Source organism: Amorphoplanes friuliensis DSM 7358, assembly GCF_000494755.1.
Classification (GTDB): domain Bacteria; phylum Actinomycetota; class Actinomycetes; order Mycobacteriales; family Micromonosporaceae; genus Actinoplanes; species Actinoplanes friuliensis.
In genome coordinates, this window is sequence record NC_022657.1 from 3,442,548 (window position 1) to 3,468,574 (window position 26,027).

Annotated in this window: 24 protein-coding genes; 8 read left to right on the forward strand and 16 right to left on the reverse strand. The window is 69.1% G+C overall.

What is annotated here, in order from left to right:
- Positions 1–41: 41 nt before the first annotated feature.
- The 4 genes from AFR_RS16020 to AFR_RS16035 are packed head-to-tail and all read right to left on the reverse strand — an operon-like array spanning position 42 to position 4,024.
- On the reverse strand, positions 42–329 hold the full coding sequence (locus tag AFR_RS16020) for an acyl carrier protein (protein ID WP_023361528.1): 288 nt from the start codon (positions 327–329) through the stop codon (positions 42–44).
- Entirely contained in the window at positions 326–1,552 is a 1,227-nt protein-coding gene (locus tag AFR_RS16025) for a pyridoxal-dependent decarboxylase, exosortase A system-associated (RefSeq protein WP_023361529.1), read from the reverse strand. Before AFR_RS16025 ends, AFR_RS16020 begins: the two co-directional genes overlap by 4 nt.
- Positions 1,549–3,114: an acyl-CoA ligase (AMP-forming), exosortase A system-associated gene (locus tag AFR_RS16030; RefSeq protein ID WP_023361530.1), complete on the reverse strand. Its 1,566-nt coding sequence runs from the start codon at positions 3,112–3,114 to the stop codon at positions 1,549–1,551. Before AFR_RS16030 ends, AFR_RS16025 begins: the two co-directional genes overlap by 4 nt.
- A gap of 49 nt (positions 3,115–3,163) precedes the next feature.
- Positions 3,164–4,024, reverse strand: coding sequence for a hypothetical protein (locus AFR_RS16035; protein ID WP_023361531.1), 861 nt, complete (start codon positions 4,022–4,024; stop codon positions 3,164–3,166).
- A 544-nt stretch (positions 4,025–4,568) separates the two neighbouring features.
- Between AFR_RS16035 and AFR_RS16045 the strand changes: the two genes are divergently transcribed.
- Positions 4,569–5,579, forward strand: a complete 1,011-nt coding sequence (locus AFR_RS16045) for a right-handed parallel beta-helix repeat-containing protein (RefSeq protein WP_158510550.1) — start codon at positions 4,569–4,571, stop codon at positions 5,577–5,579.
- An 84-nt stretch (positions 5,580–5,663) separates the two neighbouring features.
- On the opposite strand, the gene AFR_RS43660 is transcribed toward AFR_RS16045, so the two are convergent.
- From AFR_RS43660 to AFR_RS16060, 3 genes are read right to left on the reverse strand one after another with little or no spacing between them, the layout of a single operon-like run.
- Positions 5,664–6,494 carry an ABC transporter permease gene (locus AFR_RS43660; RefSeq protein ID WP_023361534.1) on the reverse strand — a complete coding sequence of 277 codons (831 nt, stop codon included), beginning with the start codon at positions 6,492–6,494 and terminating at the stop codon, positions 5,664–5,666.
- Complete coding sequence (locus tag AFR_RS43665) at positions 6,491–7,519, reverse strand: ABC transporter ATP-binding protein (RefSeq protein ID WP_023361535.1); 1,029 nt, start codon at positions 7,517–7,519, stop codon at positions 6,491–6,493. Before AFR_RS43665 ends, AFR_RS43660 begins: the two co-directional genes overlap by 4 nt.
- Positions 7,516–8,562, reverse strand: a complete 1,047-nt coding sequence (locus tag AFR_RS16060) for a glycosyltransferase family 2 protein (RefSeq protein ID WP_023361536.1) — start codon at positions 8,560–8,562, stop codon at positions 7,516–7,518. The genes AFR_RS43665 and AFR_RS16060 overlap by 4 nt, the downstream gene beginning before the upstream one ends.
- A 523-nt stretch (positions 8,563–9,085) precedes the next feature.
- Here AFR_RS16060 and AFR_RS16065 point away from each other — a divergent pair.
- Positions 9,086–10,150, forward strand: a complete 1,065-nt coding sequence (locus AFR_RS16065) for a glycosyl transferase (RefSeq protein WP_023361537.1) — start codon at positions 9,086–9,088, stop codon at positions 10,148–10,150.
- Positions 10,151–10,160: 10 nt separating this feature from the next.
- Here AFR_RS16065 and AFR_RS16070 read toward each other — a convergent pair whose 3' ends face one another.
- Positions 10,161–11,540, reverse strand: a complete 1,380-nt coding sequence (locus tag AFR_RS16070) for an O-antigen ligase family protein (RefSeq protein WP_148307977.1) — start codon at positions 11,538–11,540, stop codon at positions 10,161–10,163.
- Positions 11,537–12,505 (reverse strand): hypothetical protein, encoded by a 969-nt coding sequence (locus tag AFR_RS16075; protein WP_023361539.1) that lies wholly within the window; start codon positions 12,503–12,505, stop codon positions 11,537–11,539. Before AFR_RS16075 ends, AFR_RS16070 begins: the two co-directional genes overlap by 4 nt.
- 416 nt (positions 12,506–12,921) lie before the next feature.
- On the opposite strand from AFR_RS16075, the gene AFR_RS16080 reads away from it, so the two are divergent.
- From AFR_RS16080 to AFR_RS16090, 3 genes are read left to right on the forward strand one after another with little or no spacing between them, the layout of a single operon-like run.
- On the forward strand, positions 12,922–14,202 hold the full coding sequence (locus tag AFR_RS16080) for a glycosyltransferase family 4 protein (RefSeq protein ID WP_023361541.1): 1,281 nt from the start codon (positions 12,922–12,924) through the stop codon (positions 14,200–14,202).
- Positions 14,199–15,065 (forward strand): glycosyltransferase family 2 protein, encoded by an 867-nt coding sequence (locus AFR_RS16085; RefSeq protein WP_023361543.1) that lies wholly within the window; start codon positions 14,199–14,201, stop codon positions 15,063–15,065. The genes AFR_RS16080 and AFR_RS16085 overlap by 4 nt, the downstream gene beginning before the upstream one ends.
- 6 nt (positions 15,066–15,071) lie before the next feature.
- Positions 15,072–15,737: a polysaccharide deacetylase family protein gene (locus AFR_RS16090; protein WP_023361545.1), complete on the forward strand. Its 666-nt coding sequence runs from the start codon at positions 15,072–15,074 to the stop codon at positions 15,735–15,737.
- Here the strand turns inward: AFR_RS16090 and AFR_RS16095 are convergent.
- From AFR_RS16095 to rfbA, 5 genes are all read right to left on the reverse strand, one after another.
- Positions 15,734–16,666: a glycosyltransferase gene (locus AFR_RS16095; RefSeq protein ID WP_023361547.1), complete on the reverse strand. Its 933-nt coding sequence runs from the start codon at positions 16,664–16,666 to the stop codon at positions 15,734–15,736. The two genes, AFR_RS16090 and AFR_RS16095, sit on opposite strands and share 4 nt — an antisense overlap.
- 92 nt (positions 16,667–16,758) lie before the next feature.
- Positions 16,759–18,072, reverse strand: a complete 1,314-nt coding sequence (locus AFR_RS16100) for a UDP-glucose dehydrogenase family protein (protein WP_023361550.1) — start codon at positions 18,070–18,072, stop codon at positions 16,759–16,761.
- Positions 18,072–19,568 carry a sugar transferase gene (locus AFR_RS16105; RefSeq protein ID WP_041840903.1) on the reverse strand — a complete coding sequence of 499 codons (1,497 nt, stop codon included), beginning with the start codon at positions 19,566–19,568 and terminating at the stop codon, positions 18,072–18,074. Before AFR_RS16105 ends, AFR_RS16100 begins: the two co-directional genes overlap by 1 nt.
- A 320-nt stretch (positions 19,569–19,888) precedes the next feature.
- Positions 19,889–20,518: a dTDP-4-dehydrorhamnose 3,5-epimerase family protein gene (locus AFR_RS16110; RefSeq protein ID WP_023361554.1), complete on the reverse strand. Its 630-nt coding sequence runs from the start codon at positions 20,516–20,518 to the stop codon at positions 19,889–19,891.
- Positions 20,515–21,399 carry a glucose-1-phosphate thymidylyltransferase RfbA gene (rfbA, locus tag AFR_RS16115; RefSeq protein ID WP_041842277.1) on the reverse strand — a complete coding sequence of 295 codons (885 nt, stop codon included), beginning with the start codon at positions 21,397–21,399 and terminating at the stop codon, positions 20,515–20,517. Before rfbA ends, AFR_RS16110 begins: the two co-directional genes overlap by 4 nt.
- A gap of 46 nt (positions 21,400–21,445) precedes the next feature.
- On the opposite strand from rfbA, the gene rfbB reads away from it, so the two are divergent.
- A complete protein-coding gene (gene rfbB / locus AFR_RS16120) occupies positions 21,446–22,420 on the forward strand; it encodes a dTDP-glucose 4,6-dehydratase (protein WP_023361558.1) in 975 nt (324 codons plus the stop codon).
- Positions 22,420–23,262 carry a dTDP-4-dehydrorhamnose reductase gene (rfbD, locus tag AFR_RS16125; RefSeq protein WP_193786362.1) on the forward strand — a complete coding sequence of 281 codons (843 nt, stop codon included), beginning with the start codon at positions 22,420–22,422 and terminating at the stop codon, positions 23,260–23,262. Before rfbB ends, rfbD begins: the two co-directional genes overlap by 1 nt.
- A gap of 2 nt (positions 23,263–23,264) precedes the next feature.
- On the opposite strand, the gene AFR_RS16130 is transcribed toward rfbD, so the two are convergent.
- Together AFR_RS16130 and AFR_RS43670 are read right to left on the reverse strand one after the other, a co-directional pair.
- Positions 23,265–24,236, reverse strand: a complete 972-nt coding sequence (locus tag AFR_RS16130; protein ID WP_023361562.1) for a zinc-binding dehydrogenase — start codon at positions 24,234–24,236, stop codon at positions 23,265–23,267.
- 79 nt (positions 24,237–24,315) lie between these two features.
- Positions 24,316–24,993, reverse strand: coding sequence for a hypothetical protein (locus tag AFR_RS43670; protein ID WP_023361564.1), 678 nt, complete (start codon positions 24,991–24,993; stop codon positions 24,316–24,318).
- Between the two features lie 148 nt (positions 24,994–25,141).
- On the opposite strand from AFR_RS43670, the gene AFR_RS16145 reads away from it, so the two are divergent.
- Positions 25,142–26,026: a sulfotransferase domain-containing protein gene (locus tag AFR_RS16145; protein ID WP_023361566.1), complete on the forward strand. Its 885-nt coding sequence runs from the start codon at positions 25,142–25,144 to the stop codon at positions 26,024–26,026.
- The last annotated feature ends 1 nt before the right edge of the window (position 26,027 follow it).

The following is a 26,027-nucleotide window of genomic DNA, read 5'->3' on the forward strand; positions in this document are numbered from 1 at the left end:
GAGTTCGAATTCCGGGGGATTTCCCGAGCCGTTTTGCGGGCTCAGCGCAGCTTGTCCTCGACCAGCGTGGTGAGGCTGCCGAGGGTGTCGAAGACCTCCGCCGTCACCTCGTCGTCGTCGATGGTGACCCCGAAACGCTGCTCGAGCGCGGCGACCAGCTCCAGCACGGCCATCGAGTCGAGCTCGGGCAGGCTGTCGAGCAGCGGGGTGGCGGCGTCGATCGTCGCCGCGCGATCCTCGATGCCGAGCACGGACACCAGCACGGCCTTGACGTCCTGGGTCGTCGTGGTCAGGTCCATGGGTTTGCCTCCGGAGACGGTCGGGTTCACAGCAGCACCTCGGCGGGCGCCGGGTGGCTCAGAAATGCGGTCGGACTGGCGGTCAGGCCGTATGCACCGGCCTGGTAGAGCACCACGAGGTCGCCGACACCGGCCTCGGGGAGTGTCACATTGTCGCCCAGCAGATCGAGCGGCGTGCAGAGGGACCCCACGACGCTGACCTGTTCGGCCGGCTCCTCCGCGATCCTGTTCGCCACGGCGATCGGGTAGTTGCGGCGGATGACCTGACCGAAGTTGCCCGACGCCGCGAGCTGGTGGTGCATCCCGCCGTCGACGACCAGGTACGTCTTGCCGCGCGACTCCTTGCGGTCGACGACCCGGGTGACGTAGACGCCGCACTCGCCGACGAGGTAGCGGCCGAGCTCGACGACTACACGCGCCTCGGGCAGACGGGGACGCACCTCGTCGCGCATCAGCGTGGTGAGGTTGTCCCCGATCATCGCCAGGTCGAGGGGTACGTCCCGATCGGTGTACGGGATGCCGAAGCCCCCGCCGAGGTTCAGGTAGCGCACGGGCTCCGGCGCGTCCCCGGCCAGCCGCAGCAACAGCTCGACCGTACGCTGCTGCGCCTCGCAGATGATGTCGGCGCGGAGGTTCTGCGAGCCGGCGAACACGTGGAAGCCCAGGACCTCCAGGTCGGTCCCGGCGAGATCCTTGAGCAGCGCGGGCACACGTTCGGCGTCGACGCCGAACTGCTGCGGCCCACCACCCATGCGCATGCCGGAGCCCTTGACGGCAAAGTCCGGATTGACGCGTACGGCGACCCGGGGCCGGATGCCCAGCGCCGCACCGGCGAGGCCGATCCGCCGGGCCTCGTTCTCCGACTCCAGCTCGATGGTGACACCCGCGGCGACGGCCTGGCGCAGCTCGGCGTCGGTCTTGCCGGGACCGGCGAAGCTCACCCGGGTCGCCGGCATCGTCGAGTCGAGTGCCGTCCGCATCTCCAGTGCGGAGGCCACGTCGAACGCGTCCACCAGCCCGCTGAGATGCTGCACGACGGCCGGCATCGGGTTGGCCTTGATGGCGTAGCTCAGCTGGACGTCCGCCGGCAGGGTGGCCCTCAGCAGGCCGACGCGGCCGGTGAGCAGTCCGCGGTCGTAGGCGAAGAAGGGCGTGCTGCCGACCCGCTCGGCGAGGCGGCCGACCGGGACGCCGCCGACGGCGAGTTGCCCGTCGATCCGGGCGAAGGCGGCCGCGGTGGGGTGCTGGGTCACGCGCTCAACTCCTGACGTAGCAGATTGCGGTCGAACTTGCCGTTGGGCGACCGGGGCAGCTCGGGGCGGACCACGACGTCCTTGGGCAGCATGTAGAGCGGCAGGTCCTTCTTGAGGAGCGCCTTGACCGCGGCCGGGTCGAGCTCGGCGCCGGCCTGCGGGCTGACGATGAGCACGATGCGCTGACCGAGCTGAGCATCCGGCAGGCCGAGCGCCACGGCGTCGCGCACGAGGCCCGTGGCGTACGCGACCTCTTCGACCTCGGTGGGACTCACGCGGTAGCCGGACGTTTTGATCATTTCGTCGGCGCGGCCCACGAAGTAGAGGAAACCCTCCTCGTCGCGGACGACCGCGTCACCGGACCACACGGCCAACTCGGTGGAGAGGGCACCCTCGGCGCCCGGCAGCGGCCGGAAGCGCTCGGCGGTGCGCTGAGGGTCGTTCCAGTACCCCAGGGCGACGAGGGCGCCGCGGTGGACGAGTTCACCCTCCTCGCCCGGGTCGCACGTGCTGCCGTCGGGGCGGACCACCAGAATCTCCGCGTTCGGGATGGCCTTGCCGATCGAGTCCGGCCGCCGGTCGACCTCCGCCGGGTCGAGGTAGGTGGACCGGAACGCCTCGGTGAGGCCGTACATGAGGAAGGGCTTCGCGGCCGGGAAGAGGGACCGGAGTTTGTCCAGAGTGGTCTTGGGCATGCGCCCGCCGGTGTTGGCGAAGTAGCGCAACCGCCGGCCGGTCTCCTCGGGCCACTCCTGCTCGACGAGCTGGATCCAGAGCGGTGGCACGCAGGTGAGACCGGTGACCCCGTGCTTGGTGCAGAGGCGCACCACGTCCCGCGGCAGGAGATAGTTGACCAGGACCACGTGGGCGCCGACGGCGAACGACGTCGTCAGCTGGCTGAACCCGGCGTCGAAGCTCAGGGGGAGGGCGGCGAGCACCACGTCTTCGCCGGTCATCCCGAGGTACTGGCTGACGCTCTCCGCGCCGGCCAGGAGATTGCGGTGGGACAGCACCACACCCTTCGGCTTGCCGGTGCTCCCCGAGGTGTAGAGGATCGCGGCCAGGTCGATGTCGATCCCCGCGACGACGGGCGGGCTCGCCTCGGCGGGCAGGTCATCCCAGGAGGACACGGCATAGCTGACTCCGGGAGGCGTCTCCACCGGCGCAGCACCGACGACGATGACGTGCTCCAGCGACTTGACCTGCTCCAGCTCGGTCCGCAGGGTCTGCAGCCGCTCGGGCGTCGTGACGAGCACGCGGACGTCGCAGTCGGCGAGGATGTACGCGACCTGCCGCGCCCGCAGCACCGGGTTCACGGGCACGAAAGCGCCACCGGCGGCCGACGTGGCGAACACTGCGGTGACCGTCTCGATCCGCTTGTCGAGGTAGACCGCGACGCGTTCGCCCCGGGCGAGACCGAGCTCGAGCAGCCCCGCCGCGGTCGCGCGCACGTCGCGCCAGAGCTCGGCGTAGGAGCGGGTGTCCTCGCGGTAGGTCAGGGCCGGAGCGTCGCCGGACCGGCCCGCGGCGTCAGCCAGCAGGTCGTGCAGTCGGATGCGCATCTTCCGTTGGTACCTCTTCCGGTGAGGGTGAGCTGGGGCGCGGCCGGGATCACCAGCTCAGGCAGGTCAGCTCGCTGTAGAGATAGTCGATGTCCCGCGCCTTGAGGTCCGCGCTGCGGAACATCTTGCGACGTGTGTCCGGCAGCATGCGGGAGAGCGCGGGCCGCCGGCCGACCACGCGGAGCTCGGCCAGCATGGCGAGGATCCCGTGGCGGACCAGCAGATGGCTCTGGAAGCGGCGCTGGAGAGCGCGGAAGAGCTCGGGCTCGCTGACGTACAGGATCGAGGCGAAGAACGGGAGGTTCTTGCGCCGGTCGGTCCGGTAGATGACGTAGCAGTACCGGTCTCCACGGGTCAGCAGCACGTGCCGGGTGGCTGCCGCACCGGTGTGGTCCCGGTAGATCTGGAGGTCGTCACCGGTCAGGGTGTTCTCCAGGGTGACCGGGTCGGTGCTGACCCGCCCGAGACCCGGCACGGCCGGCCACGGCAGGTTGGGGGCCAGGGCGGTGGCCGTGTCGAGCGTGGTGAAGCCGAGCCGGGTGTTCATCGGCACGACGGTGCCGCTCGGCGACAGGTCGGTGAAGTCGTAACCGTCCTGGGCGAGCAGCGCCTTGAGCAACTTGAGGCTGTGGAAGCGGTGCTGCGGCAGCACGCACCAGGCGCCGAGGTTGCAGAAGCGGCGTGTCCGGCCGTCGATCGTGCGCTCCGAGTAGAACGCCAGGTAGGCCCCGACGACAGCACCGTCGGCGTCCCGGAGGAGGAAGCCGTGGTTGGGCGCGGACACTTTCCACGGCACCTGGACCGCCCGCTCCCAGGCCTCGGGCGTGACCCGGTCGTTCAGGTTCTCGTGCAGGAACCGCGCCACCGCGGGTACGTCGGTCGTCGTGATGGGTGCGACTCCCAGGGCCATCAGACAGCCCGCCGGGCGCAGCGGGTGACGCAGGGTCTGCGTGCGGAAGCGATGCGGTCGGTCAACGTGTGCTCCCTCGACCTTCCGGGGTGTGCGGACGGGTTGGCGACCCCGGACCTGCCTGCCGGGCCGGCGCGCCTGACCGCGCTGACGATAACTCGCAGCCCGCCCGGCGAACGCCGCTGTGACGGATATTGTCATATGTCCCGAGAGGTGTTCGTGCCGTCCGCCCGGACCGCGCGACAGTTCGGGCCGGGCGTCGCCACGGCCTCATTCGAACAGCCGCTTGACAGCGCCGCCGCCGATCTTCGGAACGGTGCCGAAGCGCTCTTCCGACAGTCCGGAGCGTTTCACACTCGCCCCTGGACTTGGTATATATGTGCGGCCAGCACGAACCGCACGGGCACGCCGGCTCAGCCGGATCCATGAGGAGTCTTCCCGCATGAAGCACCGTCGCATATTCCTTTTTCGAGGTGGGTTCCGCCATGCTGTCACCCTTTATTTGGTAGTCGGCGTAATCGTCCTCGGAGCGGCCGGATTCGCTTTGTTCTCCTACGCCGGCCGGAACGACGCCACCATCGCGGCGAGTGACGAACAGCTCGCCGTTCCGGCGCCCGTCGCCTCGCCCCCGGGTTCCTCGCCGGCCGGACCGCTGCCCTCCGCCTCGGCCGCGCCGAGCCCCTCGGCGCCGCCGAGCTCGGCCAAGCCCTCACGCGAGAAGTCCAGCCGTCCCGTGCAGAGCGGCCGTTGTGCGCTGCCGGCGTACCCCACCGAGGGCTGCACGGGTGTTCCTCGCGGCTGGCGCCCCAAGACGACGAAGGACGGCGACCTCACCATCACCAAGCGTGGCACCGTGCTGTCCGACTACCTGGTCACGGGCACCATCTGGGTGAAGGCGGCCGATGTGACGATCCGCCGGACGCGGGTCTACGGCACCGTCGACAACTTCCTGTCCGACCAGATCTACGGCCACCTGACCATTGAGGACACCGAGGTCGTCAACCCGCCCGGGCAGGAGTTCTCCACCAACGAGCAGTACGCCTTCGGCGTTGCCAACTACACGTGCCGGCGGTGCAAGGTGGTGAACCGCATGGAGGGCTGGCGCATGGGCGCAAGCAGCTTCAGCGGCTCGGGAAAGGTGACGATCGAGGACTCCTTCGCCCAGCTGGCCGTCCCGCCGGGCATGTGTGCGAGCGCCGACCCGCACGGCGACGGCATCCAGGGTTACGGCGGACCGGCCGCGGTCATCAGGCACAACACCATCGATCAGCGGGGCGACGACTGCCCGACCGCGCCCATCTTCATCCCGGACCAGGACAACGCCGGTGGAGTGATCGAGGACAATCTCCTCGCGGGCGGCGGTTACGCCCTGCGACTGACGGGCGGGTCGTTCTCGTCGGTGACGGGCAACAAGATTGTCAGCGGCAGTGCCGAATACGGGCCTGTCGAGGTCGAGTGCTCCAAAGTCGGTACCTGGAAAGACAACGCGGTCGTCACGTACGACTGGAACAAGGGAACTGTCCTCGAGGAGACCAAGAAGCTGAACGACTGCTGACCACGCTCAACCACAGAAAACGGCCCCGGGTAACTGCGCCCGGGGCCGTTTTCTGTCAGCCGGAACAACAAACGCGGCGAAACCTCAGATGCTCAGGATGCCGAGCCGGCGGGCCAGCCGCAGGGAACGGTCGAAGATCCACAGACCGGCGGTGAGCATGACCACACACAGAACGGCAAGAACCACGAGGGAAAGCCCGACGCCGAGTTCACCGGCCGGTGGGTTCGGCATCAGCAACTGGCGCTCGGCGCTGATCACGTACGTGTGGGGGACCAGGTAGCTCACCCAGCGGATCCAGTCGGGCAGGACGCTCACGGGGAAGAGCGCGCCACCCAGCACTCCGGCGGCCAGCGAGAACAGCATCACCACCGGGTCGCCCCGCTTGAACAGCAGCAGGAAGCTGGCAGCGAGGGTGCCGAGAGCGTTGCAGGCAAGGATTCCCAGGAACAGCACGGCGAGCCCCAGCGGGATACCCGCGGGGTCGATCGGCATGCCCAGCAACCAGCCGACCGCGATCATGAAGCACGCCACGAGGCCGCCGGTGAAGCTGCGCCACAGGTTCATGGCGAGCGGGATGAGCACCCACGGCACCGGCTCGACCAGGTAGGTCTCGAGCGTTCCCCGCTCCATGGCGAAGTTGAGCCGGGCGGTGAGCTGGGTGAGTGCATCCTGCAGGCCGACCGTCACAGCCGTACCGATGAGCATCACGCCGAAGACGTCGGCACCGGCACCGAGAAACTTGCTCTGGAAGAAGTACAGCAGCACCGGGAAGACGACGGCGATGTACCGCATGATGCTGGTCGCCGGGAACATCCGCTCCTCGACCAGGTCGAGGCGGATGTACGCCTCGAGCGTCTCGTACACCTTCCGGGTCCGGCTGCGGTGCCGGATGGTGGTCGGATAGGCGAGAGTCATTGCGTACCTCCGTCGGCCGCCGGGTCGAGCCGGTAGATCTGGGCGATGAGGTCGCGCAGCGGCATGGGAATCTCACGGATGTGCTGGATCGACGCGGCTGAGGCGCCGAGACGGCCGAGGACCGCGCCGATGGTCAGGGTGTCGCCGAGCCGGCACCGGACGGCAAAACCGTCCACCACGACGTCGAGGCCCTGGGCCTGAAGGCCGTCCGCGACGAGCCGCGTGGCGCTTTCGTCGGCCATGACCAGCTCGAGCTGGGGCCGGTCCCATTTCTGCCGCAGGCTGTCGAGGTCGCCGGAATACTTGATGCGGCCGCCGTCCATGAGCAGCGCCTTGGACTGCAGGGCCTCGATCTCCTCGAGGCGGTGCGACGAGATGAGCACGGCCAGCTGCTCCTGCTTGACCAGGTCCATGATGAGCTTGAGCAGGTCGTGCGCGGCGATCGGGTCCACCGCGCCGGTCGGTTCGTCGAGGATCAGCGCGCGGGGACCGGGCAGCAGCGCCCGGGCCAGGCGTACGCGTGCCTTCATGCCGGCGGACAAGCTCGCGATGACGACATCCGTCTTCGCGGTCAGGTCGACCGTCTGCAGGACGTAGGGGATCCGCTCCTGGAGCTCGGTGCGCGACATGCCCTGGAGGCGGCCGTGCAGCTGGAGGTTCTCGCGGACCGTGGCCCGCATCAGGAGACTGCGGTCCTCGGCCGGCATCCACCCCACCACCTGGCGGATCTGCTCGGACTGCCGTGCCACGTCGAGTCCGAGGACCCGGCCCTGGCCGGAACTCGCCTCGGTGAGGCCGATGATGATGCGGAACAGCGTCGTCTTGCCGGCGCCGTTCGGGCCGACGACGGCACAGATCTCACCCGGCCGGACGACCAGGTCGATGCCGTCGAGCGCCTTGACCGGCTCCGTGAGGTGTGAACGCGCGAACATGCGCATCCACCGTGGTGTCGGCTCGTAGAGTTTTGTCAGCCCCGACAACACGATGACACCGTCGTCGTCGGGCTCGTGCCCGAGCTCGCTCATGGCAGCTTCACCGCGCTCTCCACCCCGTACCGCCTCCATCGTCGCCATTCGACGTGCTGCCGGACCCGCTTGTTGAAGGCACTGATGCTCCGCGGCACGAGCGGCCCCTTGCCCTGCTCCGTGCGGCTCACGAGCCGCGTGTACGTGCGCCGGAGCCGGCTGTCGCGGGCAGGCGGGTAGATCTCCTCCGCCAGTGCGACCAGCCGTCCGGCCAGTGCCGCCTCCTCGGTGGAGGGCTTCGTCTCGTAACAGGCGCAGGCGATGACCAGCGCCTCGCGGGCGACGGCCAGACGGGCGGCGGTGCGCAGCCGGTCCGCGTCCGGCATGTCACGCCCGTCCTCGTCGAAGAAGATCTCGAAGGACTCGTACCGCTGGCGCAGGTCCGTGTCCGCACCCGCGAACTGCTGGACGTGCATGTTGTTGCCGTGCACGCGGTAGTAGGCCTGGTCGACGTCGTTGACCCGGCCTATACCGCCGAGGGCCGCGGCGCGCAGCCACATCAGGAAGTCACCGGCGTGCGGGACGCGGGGGTCGTAGTCACCCAGCTGGTGCATGGTCGAGGTGCGCAGCATCACCTCGGGGGTCGCCACCGGGTTTCCCCCGGCCCGGCAGATCCGGGCGACCCATTCCGCGCCGGGCCACACGGTCCAGGACCGCATCTCGGTACGCGGGGGAGGCGGCACGTCCTTGAAGGTCCGCGCGAAGCCGTGCACCATGACGACCTCGGGGTGTGCCTCCATGAGCGCCGTGGCCCGCTGGAACGAGCCCGGCGTGACGAGGTCGTCGGCCGACAGCAGCACGACGTAGTCACCCTCCGCCGCGGCCAGCCCCTCGTTGTAGGTGGCGATATGGCCGGCGTTGACGTGGTGCTCGATGAGCCTGACACGAGCGTCACCGTCGGCGATCTTGCGCGCCACCGCGACACTGCCGTCCGGTGAGTCGTCGTCGATGATGAGGACGTCGACGTCGACACCGTCCTGGTCCAGGACGCCCTGGACACAGTCCTGGAGGTAATGACCGTAGTTGTAGCAAGGAATCACCACTGAGACACGTGGCCGCCCCCGCAAGGGCCGCGGCCGCTCTCGCGTCACCATCGACTGCCATCAACCTTTCGTTCGGCGCCCGTCGCAGACGGCCGTCGGCCGCGCCCGGCGACTGCTCGGTCTGCAAGCGCTGTGCCGGCTCCGGACCAGACGGATGTCCGGTCCCCCTTGGACGGTCAGGGTGCTCCGGTGAGCGGGCGCGACCCCCCGGCGACGGCGCCGGGACGCGCTCGGCAAGGCTCAGGCGGAGCGTAGCGCCGGGCGACGGGACGCCCTACCGCGAGTCGGCCAATTAATGTGTACGACCGGACAGCCACTCCGCCGATCCGCCGTACGCCGGCGCAACGGGTTTCAGGATAGATGAATCCGGTTCACCGAACGCATCAGGCGATGTCGGCATTAAGACTGCTGCGGCGGTACCAATGGAGGTTGTCCGGCACCGGTCGGTCCCGCAAGGGTGGCAAGGAGGCCCGAACCTGGTGCGGCCGATCTGCTGGGAAGGGACATCTATGGCGGTGGAGTCATGACGCAGGCCTTGGTCCGGCCGGTCCGGAACGCCCTGCGTCGCGCGGCCGGCCACCGGGATCTCCGCCGGCGCACACCACCGGTGGTCCGCTACGACGCCGCGCTGTCCGTCCGGCCGACGATCTATTACCTCAGCCCCGACGACGACGTGCCGTCCGGTGGCATCCGCATGCTCTACCGGCACGTCGACCTGCTCAACGCCACCGGCCGGGACGCCGCGGTCCTGCACGACCGCCGTGGCTTCCGCGCGACCTGGTTCGGCAACGACACCCGGGTCCTCTCGGCGCGGGACGTGACGCTCGGGCCGGACGACATCCTGGTGGTCCCGGAGTTCTACGGCCCCGGACTCGGCGCCCTGCCGCCGGACTGCCGGAAAGTCGTCTTCAACCAGAACGCCTACTCCACCTTCACCCAGGTGCCTTTCGAGGGAACCGGTCCGGGGGCGCCGTACGCGGGCGTGAACGGCATCGAGGCGCTCCTGACCGTGTCCGAGGACAACGCGGCCCTGCTGCGGTACGCCTTCCCGGACCTCGCGGTGCACCTCGCCCGGGTCGTGGTTGACGAGCAGGTGTTCCACCCCGGCACCAGGGCTGCGGGCCGGCGTCTCGGTTACATGCCACGCCGCCGCGCCGCCGAACAGGAGCAGCTGCTCCACATCCTGCGGAGCCGGGGCTGCCTCGACGGCTGGGAGCTCGTTGCCATCGACGGGCTCTCCGAGGCGCAGACCGCCGAGGCGCTGCGCGGGTGCGCGATCTTCCTCAGTTTCAGCGAGCGTGAGGGTTTCGGCCTGCCGCCTGCTGAAGCGATGGCCAGCGGGGCCTATGTCGTCGGGTTCACCGGGCTGGCGGGCCGGGACTACTTCGACCCCCGGTTCTGCACGCCGGTCGCCGAGGCCGATCTGCTGGCTTTTGCCCTCGCCGCCGAGGAGGCCCTGCGGCGCCACGAGGAGGACCCTGAGACGCTCGCCGCCGCCGGCCGTGATGCGGCCAAGCAGATCCTCGGGCAGTACCACGAGGAAGGTCTCCGGGCCGATCTGACGACGTTCTACGGATCGCTGCGGTAAAAGACCGCCTCTACTCGAGCAGCCGCTTCACGGTCGACGTCCGGATGAGCCGGGTCGGATGCGTGAACCGCCACACCGCGCCGCACAGCCCGGACATCAGAGCCAGCGTGAAGGCGAACGTGGTGAAGCTGAACGAGTCGAAGGTGGCGCCGACCAGGATCGCGACCACCTGTGAGGAGATGAGGGCGGCGCACAGGTGCCGGTCCTCCTCGGTCACCGACCGGCGCAGCGCGATGGTGGCCAGCCCGATGCAGGTGAAGTGGAAGATCGCCAGGGCCGCGACACCGATGATGCCGCACGTGATCAGGGTCATCAGCCACTGGTTGTCGAGAATGATGTAGAGGTCCGGGATGAGCGTCCCCGGGCCCCGGCCGAGCCAGGGCCGCTGGGAGAACCAGTGCCCGACGAGCTCGTAGTCGTCGGTGCGGCCCGTGATGCTGGGGTCGGCGTCGGCCCACAGGAACATCGCCTTGAGGGTGCCGAGCAGGCCGGGGCGCAGCACCGTGATCGCGCCGAGGACCGCCACGCTGATCAGCGCCATGTTGTACCGGGCGCGCCAGTTCCATGCCGCCACGAACATCACCCCCATCGCGACGACGAGAGCCAGCACGCCGGTACGCGAGATGGCGACCGGCACCGCGGCCGCGATGATCAGGGTGAGGACAGCGAACATGCGGCGGTGGCGCTTGAGCGGCGCGAACCGCGCGAAGTGCAGCCCGAACGGCACGGCCATCGCCAGGACGGTGCTGAACTCGATGTAGTGGATCGCGGTGCCGGCCACGCGGAACAGCCCGTCACCGCGCTTCTGGAAGTCGGCGAGGTCCGACTTGAGTTCCAGGCCCGGGATCACCAGGCGCTGGGCGATGTCGTACTCGAACAGCGACTGGATCAGGCCGATGACCGCCATGAAAGCGGCGGCCCAGACGAACACCCGCAGCACCCTGCGCAGGCGTTCCCAGTTGGCGATGCCGTCGGCCGCCATCAGCACCAGACCGAGGAACTCGAAGGTGATGAGCAGGGTGAAGTTCTGGGCGTTGGCCTCGAGAGTCGGCAGCCCGCGCAGCTGCCCGGCCATGTACGACAGCAGGATCGACGAGAGGTAGAGCAGGCAGGCCCAGCGCAGCGGCTGCGGCCCGACCATGAGCAACGGGGCGCTGAGCCGGGCCAGCATCCACCAGGCGAAGAGCGCCAGCGCGAGCAGCAGCGCCGGCCGTCCCGCGAACGTCAGGTTCGGGACGATGAGCGTGGCCGGCAGCATGTACAGCAGCACGATGTGCAGGCAGATGACCCCGGCCACGTCGAGGCGTACCCGCAGCCGCCGCGAGGTGTACATACCCGGTGCGATCAGAGACGGTTCCAGATCGACCGGGTGCACGGTTGATGCCGTCATGACCTGTTCTCTTGCCCCCGCCGCACCTGGTGAGGAACGGGCAGGACGATCGTGGCGTCGACCGGGGGTTCCGGCTCGGCCGCTGCGGCGCTTTCCCGGACCCCGTTCGCCGGGCGGTTCACGTCCCGGGCACCGGCCTCGGCTGCCCGCCGCTCACCGGAGTACACCTTGCCGTTCCCGTTCCCGTTGGTGGGTGGGGTCTGCCGCGTCGGGCGGAGCACCCGGGTCTTCTCGGCGGACTCGAGCAGGCCGGCACGGGAGGCGTCGGACGTCTGGGCCTTGCCCACGGGAACGGGATCGGAGGTCGCGCTTCCCTGGCCGGCGTCATCGTCGTCATCCTCGGGCCGGCGGCGGGAGCGGCGGCGCAACCAGTAGTCCAGCGCGATCGTGGACGCGGTGGTCAGGAGCACACCCAGACCCGCGGCGACGATGAGGACCCGCTTGACCTTTCCGCCGTCCTGTTCCGGCGCGCTGCCGTCGTTGATCACCAGCGTGGAGATGGTGTCCTCGGTGAGCGTGCCGTACTGCTTCTGCTTGGCGGCGATGTCGTCCTGCAGCAGCTTGATGATGCGCTGGACGGTGCTGGTCGCCTGTTGCCGGGAGTCGCCCACCGCCTCGATCTCGAAGAGCGGCGTGCGTTCGTTGAGGACGACGGTGACGCTGTCGGAGAATCCCTCGTCGGCGAGCTTGTCGAGGTTCGCCTGGTCGGTCACCGTGAGCGCGGCGGCGTTGCCCAGCGCGGCATAGCCCAGATCGAGCCAGGGGTTCGCCGGCCGGGGCTTCGCCTTCGGATCCAGCGGCTTACCGGTGCTGGGCGCGGGGATCAGCTGCATGTAGCCGTTCGCCTTGTAGTCGGGCGACACCGTCTGGGCAGCCACGATCACCAATACCACTGAGAGCAGCAGCATCGGTACGGCGAAGTACCACCGGCGCAGCAGCAGCCTGGTGAGATCCCAGAGATCCACGGTTCCCTCTCGTTGGCGGGTCGCGGCCGGCCAGGCACGCCTCAGGGGTGCGAGACGGCAGCGGCGCGCCCAGTTTGTACTCGGCCTTCGGTCCTTGGCATCAGCCTGCCGGACTGTACTGCGTACCGGCTCGGGGCTTGTCGTCAAGCCGACAAGACCCTTCTTGCCTCCTGTTGCGATGACGGCAGTCCCGATAACGTGGTTATCGACGTCAATGTCCTGAACCGGTTTCCGGATGATCCACTTGAATCGGTAAACAGTTACTAATCGGACATCAGCCTTGAAGTCATAGTAAGGCGGCCGGCCACTGAAACGGATGATACGGTCCCGCCCGGACAGCCGGTTGCCTCAGCCTCGCCCGGTCCAGCACTGTTCGGTGCGAGTTTCGCCGACTATTGAGGGGGACGGACGACACGATGGCTGGAAATCCGCACGTCACCATTCTCATCGCCAATCTGCCGGCCGAGCGTGACCGCCGGGTCATCCGCGAATGCCTTACGCTGGAGGAGAAAGGGTTCGACGTCACGGTCATCGCCCCGCGCGGGGACCGGAGTCTGAGGACGTTGCCGGGCAGCCGCAATACGCGGCTCAAGCCATATCCCGTCGTCGTCTACGGCGGCGGTGTCCTTTCCTTCGCATTCGAATTCGGCTGGTCGTTCCTCTGTATCGCCGTCCGTCTTGTCGGTGAGGTTTTATCCGGTCGCGCCCACGCTGTCCAGGTCTGCAATCCGCCGGACGTCTATTGGCCCCTTGCGCTGCTGCTCCGCGCGATCGGGCGGCCGTGGGTGTTCGACCACCACGACCTGTGCCCGGAGGTTTACGCAGCGCGTGTCGGCACCCCCAACAAATGGGTTTCCCGCACACTCTCCGCTCTGGAATGGTTGACGCTGCGTACGGCGACCGAAGTGGTTGCGACGAACGAATCGTTCAAGGACAACGCGGTACGCCGAGGTGTGCAAGCGGACAAAGTCACTGTGGTGCGCAACGGTCCCGCGGCCCGTGAGATCGCGACCGCGGACGCGCCGGACGACGTCGAGCCCGCGGACGACGTGAAGCGTGTTGTTTATCTCGGTGTCTTCGGGCCTCAGGACAACGTCGAGGGTGCGGTGCTGGCGGCCGAGGAGCTCGTGCGGCTGCGGGGGCGTGAGGGCTGGCGGATGGTGCTGGCCGGTGACGGCGAGAGCATGCCCGCGGTGCGGAGCCTGGTGACCGAGCGTGGACTCGAGGACGTCGTGACGATCGCCGGCTGGCTCGACGGTGCGGCCGTCGACACGCTGTTGCGTGAGGCCACCGTGGCGATCCAGCCCGACCTGCCGACCCGCATGAACGACCTGTCGACCATGGCGAAGACCGTCGAGTACGTCGGACGGGGTGTGCCCGTCGTGGCCGCCGACCTGACCGAGACCCGCCGGACCCTCGGCGACGCGGGTGTCTACGTGCCCACCGGTGCCCCGGCCGAGTTCGCCGAGGCGATCAACGCGCTGCTCGACGACCCGGACCGGCGCCTGCAGATGCGCAAGCTCGGCCGCGACCGGTTCCGCAGCCTGCTCTCCTGGGAGCACCAGGCCGGCGCGTACGCCGCGGTGTTCGAGCGCCTGCTCGCCCGTCGCCTGAAGGGCCGGACGCCGGTCACGGCTCCGCGCATTCCGGCACAGCGCAAGCCCTCCGACGTCAAGGCGCCGGTGGACCAGGGATGACCAGCATCGTCATCGCGGCGCACAACGAGGCCGCGGTCATCGGCCGCTGCCTCGACGCGCTGCTGGCCGATGCGGCTCCGGGCGAGTTCGACGTCACGGTGGTCGCCAACGGCTGCACCGACGACACCGCCGCGGTGGCTTCGGCCCGTCCGGGCGTACGCGTGGTGGAGCTGGAGACCGCCGGCAAGGTGCCGGCGCTCAATGCCGGTGATGCAGTGGCCGTCGGGTTTCCGCGCGTCTATCTGGATGCCGACATCGTGCTGAGCACCGCGGCGGTGCGGTCGGTGGCGGACGCGCTGGACGACACGGCGCTCGCCGCCACCGTCGGGCGTGAGCTGGATCTGACCGGGCGGCCGTTGCTGGTCCGGGCCTACTTCGCGGTGAACGGCCGTTTGCCGGTCTTCCGCGACGGCTTGTTCGGGCGGGGTGTCATGGCGGTGTCCGAGAAGGGCCGCGCACGGTTCGGGACCTTCCCCGAGCTGGTGGCCGACGACCTGTTCCTCGACTCGCAGTTCGGCAGCGACGAGAAGAGGCACGTGACGTCCTTCGCCGCCCGCGTCGCCACGCCCCGGCGTACCGGAGATCTGGTCCGCCGGTTGGTCCGGGTGCGCGGCGGGAACGCCGCGATGCGCGCCGCGGCGGCGAACGGCCAGGTCGCAGCCCCGGTACGATCAGCGGCGCGGATGTCCTGGCTGCGCGACGTGGTGCTGCCGCGGCCCTGGCTGGCCCCCGCGGCCGTCTGTTACGTGGCCATCACCGTCGTCGCGGCGCGGGCCGCACGACGGGCCGGCGACGGCGGAGCGGCGTGGGGACGTGACGAATCGTCCCGGCGGGTGGAGTCACCCGCCGGCGGAAAGAGGTAGGGCCCGATGGGCGAGCAGGTCGTCAACGTTTGTTTCCACGGCATCGGTGTCCCCGCCCGGGAGCTGGAGCCGGGCGAGGACCGTTACTGGGTCACCGAGGACCAGTTCCACGCGGTCCTCGACGAGATCCGCACCTGGCCCTCGGTCCGGATCAGCTTCGACGACGGCAACGCCTCCGACGCCCGGATCGGTCTGCCCGCGCTCGTCGAGCGGGGGCTCACCGCCGACTTCTTCGTGCTGGCCGGCCGGCTCGGCACCGCGGGCAGCCTCGACGAGGACGACGTCCGCGAGCTCGGCAAGCAGGGGATGGGCGTCGGCAGCCACGGCATGGCCCACCGGTCGTGGCGCGGCATGGACGAGCAGACCCGCCGGGCCGAGCTGGTCGAGGCCCGCGACCGCATCGCCGGGGTCAGCGGCAGCCCGGTCGAGGCGGCCGCCTGCCCGCTGGGCCGGTACGACCGCGAGCTGCTGAACAGCATGCGCAGCCTCGGGTACACCCGCGTCTACACCAGCGACCGGCGCCACGCGCGCGGTGGGAGCTGGCTGCAGCCGCGGTTCAGCGTGCGGCGGGAGGACACACCCGAGAGCCTGCGGGCCGAGGTGCTGCACCGCCCGCCGCTGGTACGCCGGGCGAAGCTCGCCGCGATCGGCACCGTCAAGCGCCTGCGTTAGCCGTTGGGGTGCACCATGCGCGGCCCCGGCTGCTCGCGGAGCCGTGACGGGCTCAGCAGCGCGCGGACCGCCGTACGGCTGGGTGTCTTGCCCAGAGCGGCCCGGCTGCCCTCCCGGAGGACCAGGGCCGCCCAGAAGCCGGCCGCGGCCACCGGGTTGTGCCGCCGGCGGTAGAGCCGGACCTTGTTGAGGGTCAGCAGCATCCACAGCCGGGGCGAGACGCGCGAGTCGCCCTCCAGGTGGATCGCCTGTGCGGCTGGGGTGAAGCGGGTGACCAGTCCGGCGTCGCGGGCGCGCAACGCGAAGTCGGTCTCCTCCGAGTAGAGGAAGAACGACTCGTCCCACGGGCCGCAGCGCTCCCAGCACTCTGCGCTGAAGAGCACGGTCGAACCCTCGGCCCAGTCGGTGATCGCGGCGATGTCGTACGCGCGTTCCTCGGTCACGACCTCGCCGAGCGCCGGATAACGCCCGGCCCGGCCGGCACCGAGGACGGCGTCACCGAGCGTCCGCAGGATCGACGGCTCGCGGCGCATCGTCTGGATCAGCTTGCCGTCGCCGTCCACGAGCAGCGGCACGGCAATTCCGGTCCCTGGGGTACGCAGAGTGCCCAGCAACGTGCCGATGCACCCCGGGGTGAGCCGGACGTCGGGGTTGAGCACCAGGACGGCGGTGAACGGACCGGCCTTGGCGACGGCCGCGTTGATGCCCGCGGCGTACCCGGCGTTGCGGCCCATCTCGACCACCGTGGCGTCCGGGGCCAGTCGCCGCACCGCACCCACGGAGTCGTCCGCGGACGCGTTGTCGGCCACGGTGAGGTGCCAGTCGATGCCCTCGAGACCGGGCCCGAGGGAGGCGAGCAGGTCGGGGATCAACCGCTCGCTGTTGTACGTGACGACGACGACGGCCACCGTCTCGGCTGTGCTGACCACATGTCCTCCCAGTGCTGCGACGCCTTCATCCTGCCGCCGGCCTCGCTGAGCCGGTACGGCCGGACGGCTCTTCCGTCACGCCGATCGATGGCTCAGGGACGACCCAGCGCCTTGTACTCCCAGCCCGCGGCGCGCCAGGCATCGGAGTTCAGCGCGTGCCGCCCGTCGAAGATCCGGCGGGCGCCGACCACCTCGGCCATCGCCTCGGGTGCGATCTCCCGGAACTCGGTCCACTCCGTGAGCAGCACCACCACATCAGCATCACGAGCCACGTCAAAAGCACTGCTCCCGTACGAGAGTTCGGGGTGTGCCTTGCGCGCGTTGTCCATGGCGGCGGGATCGAAGACGTGCACGTCGGCGCCGAGGCCGGCCAGGGTGCTGGCGACGTCCAGGGCGGGTGCGTCGCGAATGTCGTCGGAGTTGGGCTTGAACGCTGCTCCCAGGGCGGCGATTTTCTTGCCGGCGACGTTGCCGCCGCAGAGTTCGACAACGAGGTCGACGGTGCGGGCGCGGCGGCGGCCGTTGATGCCGTCGATCTCGCGCAGGAAGCCGACAGCCTGGCCCACACCGAGTTCTTCGGCTCGGTGGGCGAACGCGCGGATGTCCTTGGGTAGGCACCCGCCACCGAAGCCGAGCCCGGGCCGCAGGAACTTCCCGCCGATCCGCTCGTCGTAGGCCAGGGCCTCGGCCAGGTCGTGCACGTCGGCGCCGGTCGCTTCACACACCTCGGCCATGGCGTTGATGTAGGAGATTTTGGTGGCCAGGAACGAGTTCGCGGCTACCTTGACCAGCTCCGCGGTCTGCAGGCTGGTGACCTTCACCGGCACGCCCTGAGCCAGGACGGGGGCGAACGCGGCCCGGAGCTGTTCTTCGGACCAGGCGGAGGTGACGCCGAAGACCATCCGGTCGGGCTTCATCGTGTCGTCGACGGCAAAGCCTTCGCGCAAGAATTCGGGGTTCCAGGCCAGCTCGACCTGATCCCCGGCCGGCGCGGTCGTACGAATCAGCTCGGCCAGCCGAGCAGCGGTACCCACCGGCACGGTCGACTTACCCACGACCAGCGCCCGGCGGTGCAGGTGCTTGGAGAGCTCGGTGACTGACGCGTCGACGTAGGTCATGTCGGCGGCTTCGGAGCCTTTGCGTTGCGGGGTGCCGACGCAGATGAAGTGGACGTCGCCGAATTCGCCGGCTTCCTGGAACGAGGTGGTGAAGCGCAGCCGTCCGCTCTCGAGGGCCTTGGTGAGCAGCTCGGGCAGGCCGGGCTCGAAGAACGGCACCTCGCCGGAACTCAGCCGCTCGACCTTGCTCGCGTCGACATCGACGCCGACGACGTCATGACCCATCACGGCCATGCAGATCGCGTGGGTGGCACCGAGATAGCCGGTGCCGATCACCGTGAGATTCATCAGTACGCTCCCGAGCTGCGGACGACCGCGCTGGCGGTACGGGCGAGGATGGCCAGATCCATGGCCAGGGACCAGTTCTCCACGTACGTCAGGTCGAGCCGGATCGACTCCTCCCAGGACAGGTCCGAACGCCCGGACACCTGCCACAGACCGGTCAGACCCGGCTTGACGACGAGCCGCCGGCGCATGTCGGCCGGGTATCCGGCCACCTCACGGGCCAGCGGCGGGCGCGGGCCGACCAGGGACATGTCGCCCTTGAGCACGTTGACCAGCTGCGGGATCTCGTCCAGGGAGAACCGTCGCAGCCAGCGGCCCACCGGTGTGACCCGCGGGTCCTTGCGCATCTTGAAGAGCGCGCCGTCGTTGTCGTTGAGGTTCCTCAGCTCGGTCAGGCGCGCCTCGGCGTTCACCTGCATGGTGCGGAACTTGAAGAGCATGAACGGCCGGCCGTTCTTGCCGACCCGCTCCTGCCGGAAGATGGCCGGGCCGCGGCCACCCGGCGCGAACTTCACCACGGCGGCGATGGTCAGGAGCAGTGGTGTCGCGAGGATCAGCAGGACGAGCGCGCCGACCCAGTCGAAGACCGTCTTGACGACACGGGCACTGCCCTTGAGCCGGGGGTGCTCCACGTGCAGCATCGGCAGGCCGTCCACCGGGCGGATCGTGGTGCGGTCACCGGCCACGTCGACCAGGGTGCTGGCCACGATCAGGTCGATGTCGTCACGTTCGAGCTGCCAGGCGAGCTGGCGCAGCGCCGTACCGTCGATCTCCGGGCAGGAGAGGACGACCACCGTGTCCGCATCGGACCGGGTGACCGCCGCGGCGACCCCGTCGAAGGTGCCGTAGATCGGGGGCAGACCGGGGGAGAAGCCCTGCCGGCGCTGACCGGGAGGCAGGCACGCGCCGATGATGCCGAGACCGTGGTGGTGCTCGCGGCGCAGCCGGCGGGTCATGTCGGCGACCGCGCGCTCGTGGCCGACCAGGATGACCCGGTGGAGTTTCTCGCCGCGGGCCCAGGAACGGTGAAGCATCTGCCGGAAGACGAACCGGGCGCCGAGATCGACGATGATGACCAGCGGCATGGCGATAATCACGTAACCGCGCGCCAGACGCAGGTCGAACGCAAAGGAAACAATGGCCAGCCCGGCGGTCAGCGCCAATCCGGAACGAAATACGCGAGCGTACTCGTCGGTGCCGACGAACAGGTGGCGGGGCTCGTGGGCGCGGTTGACGGCGAGGCAGGCGATCCAGGCCACGGGCAGAATCGCGGTCAGCAACAAATAGCCGCGCATGTATGGCTCGCTGCCCGCGGTGCCGAACCGCAGGAACAATGCCAGGACCGCCGCGCAGAGCACCACGGCGGAGTCGATGAGGTAAAGCGTCAGAGCGTAACGGTGTTGCCACCCTGTGCGCGCCTTGCCGGCTCGCTGGTGCGGGTTGAACTGCGCAGATACCCCAGTGATATCAAGCGTCGACACTGGTTCGATGGTCTGCACGCCTCGCCCCCGTCAGTGATTTTGCAGCCGATCCTGACGTCCGTTGTCCCCGGCCTGTCAGTGGTGTCCGAAACACCGGCCCCCGCCGGACAACGGCGACAAATCTGCCGCCCGGCGGAAACCTGTGAGACACATGAGAAGACTGCTCAACTGTGACCCGTTCGCGCTACACCTTTCCGTTCGATACGGATGGCGAATCGGATGATACAAATTTTCAAACCCGTGCAAGGTGGTCAGATCGGACTTTTAAGATTCCCAGTACGGTCTCCGGCGGAATTGCACGGCAAAACGGCGGTCCTACTACATGAATAACGAACGGGTCAATCGGCCGACGGGGACGACCCCGTGTCTTTCATCCGACGTCTTGTTTCGATATAGGTAGAACAAGCAGCGTATTCAGGTAGCAGCCCCGCGGCCCGCGCCTGCGACAGCGACGGCGCCCCGGCGTCCTTGGTGGACAGCAGCGGCGTACCGACCGGCCAGGTGATGCCGAGCTCCGGGTCCAGCGGGTCGATGCCGTGCTCGTGCCCCGGCCGGTAGGTCGACGAGCACAGGTACGCCACGGTCGCGCCCTCGGTCAGCGCGCAGAACGCGTGCCCGAGACCCTCGGACAGATAAACGGCCTGCCGCGCGTCGTCGTCGAGCGGGACGGCCTCCCAGAGGCCGAACGTGGGCGACCCGACACGAATGTCCACCACCACGTCGAGCACCGAGCCCGACACGCACGTCACGTACTTCGCCTGCCCCGGTGGCACATCGGCGAAATGGATGCCGCGCACCACGTCCCGCGCCGACGTGGAGAGGTTGGCCTGGGCCAGATCCAGCGGATGGCCGACCGCCGCGGCCAGCGCGTCGAACCTGTACCACTCCAGGAAGGTGCCGCGGGAGTCGCTGTGCTGCACCGGCGTCACCTCGTACGCGCCCTCGATGGTGAGCTGGCGGATCTTCACAGGGCGCCCCCGAACCGGTTGGTCTCGAGCATCCGCACCAGGTACTCGCCGTACCCGCTCTTCATCAGCGGTTCCGCCAGCTCGCGGACGCGGTCGTCGGAGATGAACCCGAGCCGCCAGGCCGCCTCCTCGACACACCCGATCTTCATGCCCTGCCGCTCCTCGATGACGCGGACGTACTCCGACGCCTGGACCATCGACTGGAACGTGCCCGTGTCGAGCCACGCCGTGCCCCGGTCCAGCACGGTCACGTCGAGCCGGCCCTGGCGCAGGTACTCCTCGTTGACCGCGGTGATCTCCAGCTCGCCGCGGGCGCTGGGCTCCAGCTTCTCGGCGATCCGGACGACGTCGGCGTCGTAGAAATAGAGACCCGGCACCACGTACGTGGATTTCGGGCGTTCCGGCTTCTCCTCGATCGAGAGCACCTTGCCGTTGTCGTCGAACTCGACCACGCCGTACCGGTGCGGATCGGCCACCGGATAAGCGAAAATCCGCCCACCGGCCGGCTGGGCGTACTTGGCCAGCTGCCGGCCCAGGCCGACACCGTGGAAGATGTTGTCACCGAGAACCATCGCGACCGGCTGATCACCGATGAAATCGGCCCCGATCCGGAACGCCTGGGCTATACCGTCAGGTTTCGGCTGTTCCGCGTACGTCAGGGAGAGCCCGAAACGGCTCCCGTCGCCCAGCAACCGCTGGAAATGGGGTTGGTCCTCGGGTGTGGTGATGACGAGGATCTCGCTGATCCCGGCCGAGACCAGCGTGGTGAGGGGGTAGTAGACCATCGGTTTGTCGAAGATCGGCATGAGCTGTTTCGACATGGCCATGGTGATGGGCCAGAGTCGCGAGCCGGTGCCACCGGCGAGCAGGATTCCGCGCACCACGGAAGGTTAGACAGAAGCGACCATGCGACTACACTCGCCAGCCGTGCAGATTTTTGTCACCGGCGGCGCCGGATTCATCGGTTCGGCCTATGTCCGTGCCCTCCTGCAGGATGAGTACCCCGGTGCTGCCGGGGCCTCCGTGACGGTTCTGGACCTGTTGTCCTATTCGGGAAATCGGGCCAACCTGCCGGTGGCAGATTCCCGACTCCGATTTGTGCAGGGCGACATCGCCGATGCGGCGCTGTTGCGCGACCTCCTGCCCGGGCACGACGCCGTGGTCCATTTCGCGGCGGAATCCCATGTGGACCGGTCAATTGCGGGTGCTGTCCCTTTCGTCACCACAAATGTGCTCGGGACGCAGGTGCTGCTCGACGCGGCCCGCACCGCGGGGATCGGTCGTTTTGTGCACGTCTCGACCGACGAGGTCTACGGCTCGATCGCCGAGGGCTCGTGGACCGAGACCTGGCCCCTGATGCCGAATTCCCCGTACGCCGCCTCGAAAGCCGGATCGGACCTGCTGGCGCTGGCGGCGCACCGCACCCACGGCATGGACGTCGTCGTGACCCGCTGCTCCAACAACTACGGCCCGTACCAGTTCCCGGAGAAGGTCATCCCGCTCTTCGTGACCAACCTCCTGGACGGCAAACAGGTGCCGCTCTACGGCGACGGCGGCAACATCCGCGACTGGCTCCACGTCGCCGACCACTGCCGCGGCATCCAGCTGGCCCTCGAGAAGGGCCGGGCCGGCGAGGTCTACCACATCGGCGGCGGCACCGAGCTCAGCAACCGCGAGCTGACGGGCCGCCTGCTCGACGCCTGCGGCGCCGGCTGGGACATGGTGCGGCCCGTCGAGGACCGCAAGGGTCACGACCGCCGCTACTCGCTCGACATCACCAAGATCAGCGAAGAGCTCGGGTACGCCCCGCAGGTGACCCTCGACGAAGGCCTCGCCTCGACCGTCGCCTGGTACCGCGACAACCGCGACTGGTGGGAGCCGCTGAAGGCCGGGTCAGCCTGATGCGCTGGCTCGTGACCGGTGCCGGCGGCATGCTCGGCCGGGACCTCCGCACGGTCCTGGCCGAGGCGGGCGAGACGGATGTGGTGGCGGCGACCCGCGCCGACCTCGACGTCACCGACCAGTCCGCGGTGCGAGCAGCGGTTGCCGGTGCCGACGTTGTCCTCAACACCGCCGCCTGGACGGACGTCGACGGCGCCGAGACCGCCGAGGAGGCCGCAACCGCCGTCAACGGTCACGCCGTGCACACCCTGGCGGCGGCCGCCGGCAAACACCTGATCCATCTCTCCACCGACTACGTCTTCGCCGGAGATGCCACCGCCCCCTATCCGGAGGACGCGGTCCCGGCTCCGGTCAACGCGTACGGGCGGAGCAAGGCGATCGGTGAGCAGGCCGTCCTGGCTGCCGGTGGTTACGTCGTACGGACCGCGTGGCTCTACGGCGCGCACGGCCCCAACTTCGTGCGCACGATGCTGCGCCTGGCCGCCGAACGCGACACCCTCGACGTCGTCGACGACCAGCAGGGCCCGCCCACGTGGTCGTACGCCCTCGCCCGGCAGCTCGTCGACCTCGCCGGCGCCGCCCGGGACGGCCGAGCCGCGCCCGGGGCGTACCACGGCACCGCCGCCGGCTCGACCACCTGGTACGGCCTCGCCCGCGCGGTCTTCGAGGAGGCCGGCCTCGACCCGGACCGGGTACGCCCGACCACGAGCGCCACCTTCCGCCGCCCGGCGCCCCGCCCGTCCTACAGCGTCCTCGGCCACGCCGCCTGGTCCAGGTCCGGCGTCGACCCGCTGCCCGACTGGCGCTCGATGCTGACCTCGGCGATGCCCACGCTGAGCTGACCTCAGATCACCAGCAGGGTCTTGCCCAGAGCAGTGTGGTTCTCGACGACGGCGTGAGCGTCGGCGGCGCGTTCCAGCGGGAAGGTCTGCCCGATGACGGGCCGGACCGACCCGCCGACGGCCGCCGCCATGATCTGTGCCGCCCACCGCCGCACCTGCGGGCGGAATTCGAAGAGCTGCTCGATACCGATCACCTGCACGCCGCGATCCCGCGCCTCGGCCGCGTCGATGCCGGTGACCTCGCCGCTGGACGCGCCGTGCACCGAGAACCGGCCACCGCGAGCAGTCACCTCGAACGCGGCCCGCCCGATCCGGCCCCCGACGCCGTCGAACACGACAGTCGGCCCGAGGCCGCCCGTGGCCTCGAGCACCTCCGCGGTCCAGCCCGAACCGGAATAGTCGACAGCGGCGTCGGCTTCCAGCCGCCGGATCAGATCGACCTTCGCCGGCCCACGGGCTGCACCGATCACCTGGGCGCCGGCCGTGAGGCAGAGCTGCACCAGCAGCGTGCCCACACCACCCGCCGCAGCCTCGACCAGGACCCGATCGCCGGCCCTGATCCCGGCGCGTTCGACGAGACCCTGCGCTGTGCTGCCGTCGCTGCAGAGGGCGGCGGCCTCCGGCAGACCCAACCCTTCCGGCACCGTGAACAGGTCCTCGGCCTCCGCCACGGCCCTTTCGGCGAAGCCGCCGGTCTCTCCGGTGCCGGCGACCACCCGCTGCCCCAGCCAGGCCGGGTCCACGCGCTCCCCGGTCTCGATCACCAGCCCGGCCACCAGCCCGCCGGGCACGTACGGCAGCCGAGGCGGTTCGTGCCACCTGTCCACACCCTGCCGGATCTGGGTCTCGACGAACGTCATGCTCGCCACCGACACCTCGACCACCACCTGACCGAGGCCGGCCACCGGATCGGGAGCCTCACCCACGACCAGGAGCTCAGGTCCACCGAATCCCGTCGCCCGCACCACCCGCATTCGACCCACCCCGTCCGCTCACCAGCAGTGCGGAGCATCGTCGAACATTAAGCCCGGTTGAGGTCAACATGCGCGGGGACTACCAGAAGCGCAGGCGGGAGCGGCCGAGGCCTCGGGGGAGACGCGGGGCGTGGCGCTGGGCGATGTCGTCCTCCTGCAGGCGGGCCTGGAAGCGTTCGGGCACCCAGCCCGTGCCGAGGTCGGCCGGTAGCGCGCGGGTGTAGGCGGTTCCGAAGAAGTGCCACGCCGGACGGGTGGGAGGCAGGCCCAGCCAGAAGCCCAGCGGCGCCAGGTACGGCTCCGCGGGGCGGTCGCCCGGGCCGTACAGGGTGCCGCGGTCGAGGGTTTCGCCGCCGGACACCGAGGCAGAGACGTAGATGGTGCCCGGGTGGGTCAGCGCGAGCGCAAAACGGTGCAGGCGTTCGTCGGCCGGGTCCAGCTCGGCGTGCAGGGTGTGCGCGCCGACGGGGCCGCCACGGAGGCGTCCGGTGCCGCGGGTGGACAGCGAGGCGTGGAACACCGGTGGTGTGCCGGCCAGGAAAAGCAGCGAGTCCGCCTCCGCGTACGCCCGGGCCAGTCCCGCCTCGCCGTCGCGGTCGAAGCGGTCGCGCAGGGGTTCGGAGTCGCCGTAGCGGCGGGGTGTCGCCTCCGGGAGGTGGTCGCGGGCGGCCGCGAGCCAGCGGGGGACGACGTCCGGTGACCGGTCGAGGCGCTCGTACCAGCGCACCACGACCACGTCCAGTTTGCGTTGAGCCACACCGTCAGCCTATTCCTGGCTGCTGAATACAGTCAGAAAGGCATCAGGAAAGCCTTGTTGACTTGTGCGGTACAGTTTCGGAACTCGCATGGTCCGTCGGCTGGGCGGCACGACGGACAATGCCTGCAGCACGCGAGGGGTAAAGGCGATGATCAATCGCACCGTCACGTTCGCCAAACATCACACACCCAATTCCGTACGCGTCGTAGCACGCCGGATGTTGCTCGAGGCGCACAACGCCAAGGTGCGGATGACGGTGCCGGTGCAAGCGCCGAGTGCGTACGAGAACGTCTTCCACTGTGCGATGCGCAAGACGGCGAGTCAGTGGATCAAGGCGATGCTCAGCGACCCTCTCGTCTACCGTCATTCGGGTCTGCTGCCCTACGATCCGCGCCCGTACAAGTGGCAGCACCCGGAGCCCTTCCCGTCCGGGCGGATCGTCTCGTCGCTCTTCCTCTCCCACAAGAAGTTCCAGGCCATACCCCGTCCCGAGCGGTGCCGGGCCTTCTTCGTCATGCGCGATCCGCGCGACATCGTCGTGTCGAGCTACTTCTCCACGCGCAGCTCGCACACGCCCATGGGCGACATTCCCCGCGTCCGCAAGGTGCTGCTGGAAAAGCCGCGGAAGGAGGGCCTGCTGTACGTCATCAGTCATCTGACCGCCAAAGGTTCCTTCAAGGCACTGCGGTCGTGGGCGGTCGCTCCGGAAGCGGACGACATCCGCCTGTTCCGCTACGAGGATCTGACCGGACCCGATCAGCGGGCGGAGGTCGACCGGTTACTGCGCCACTGCGGGATCGTCCTGCCTCCCGCTGAATTGGACAGCCTTCTTTCCCATTACAGCTTCTCCCGCATGCGGAGTGAAAAAGAGGTTGCCGGTGCGATCTCGCACTACCGCAAAGGCGAGGCCGGTGATTGGGAGAACCATTTCGACGACGACATCCACGAGGCCTTCGCCGCGGCGACCGGCGACCTCGTCGAGCTGCTCGGCTACCCGGTGCCGAGCCGGATCCCGCACCAGCGGACCGAGTGAG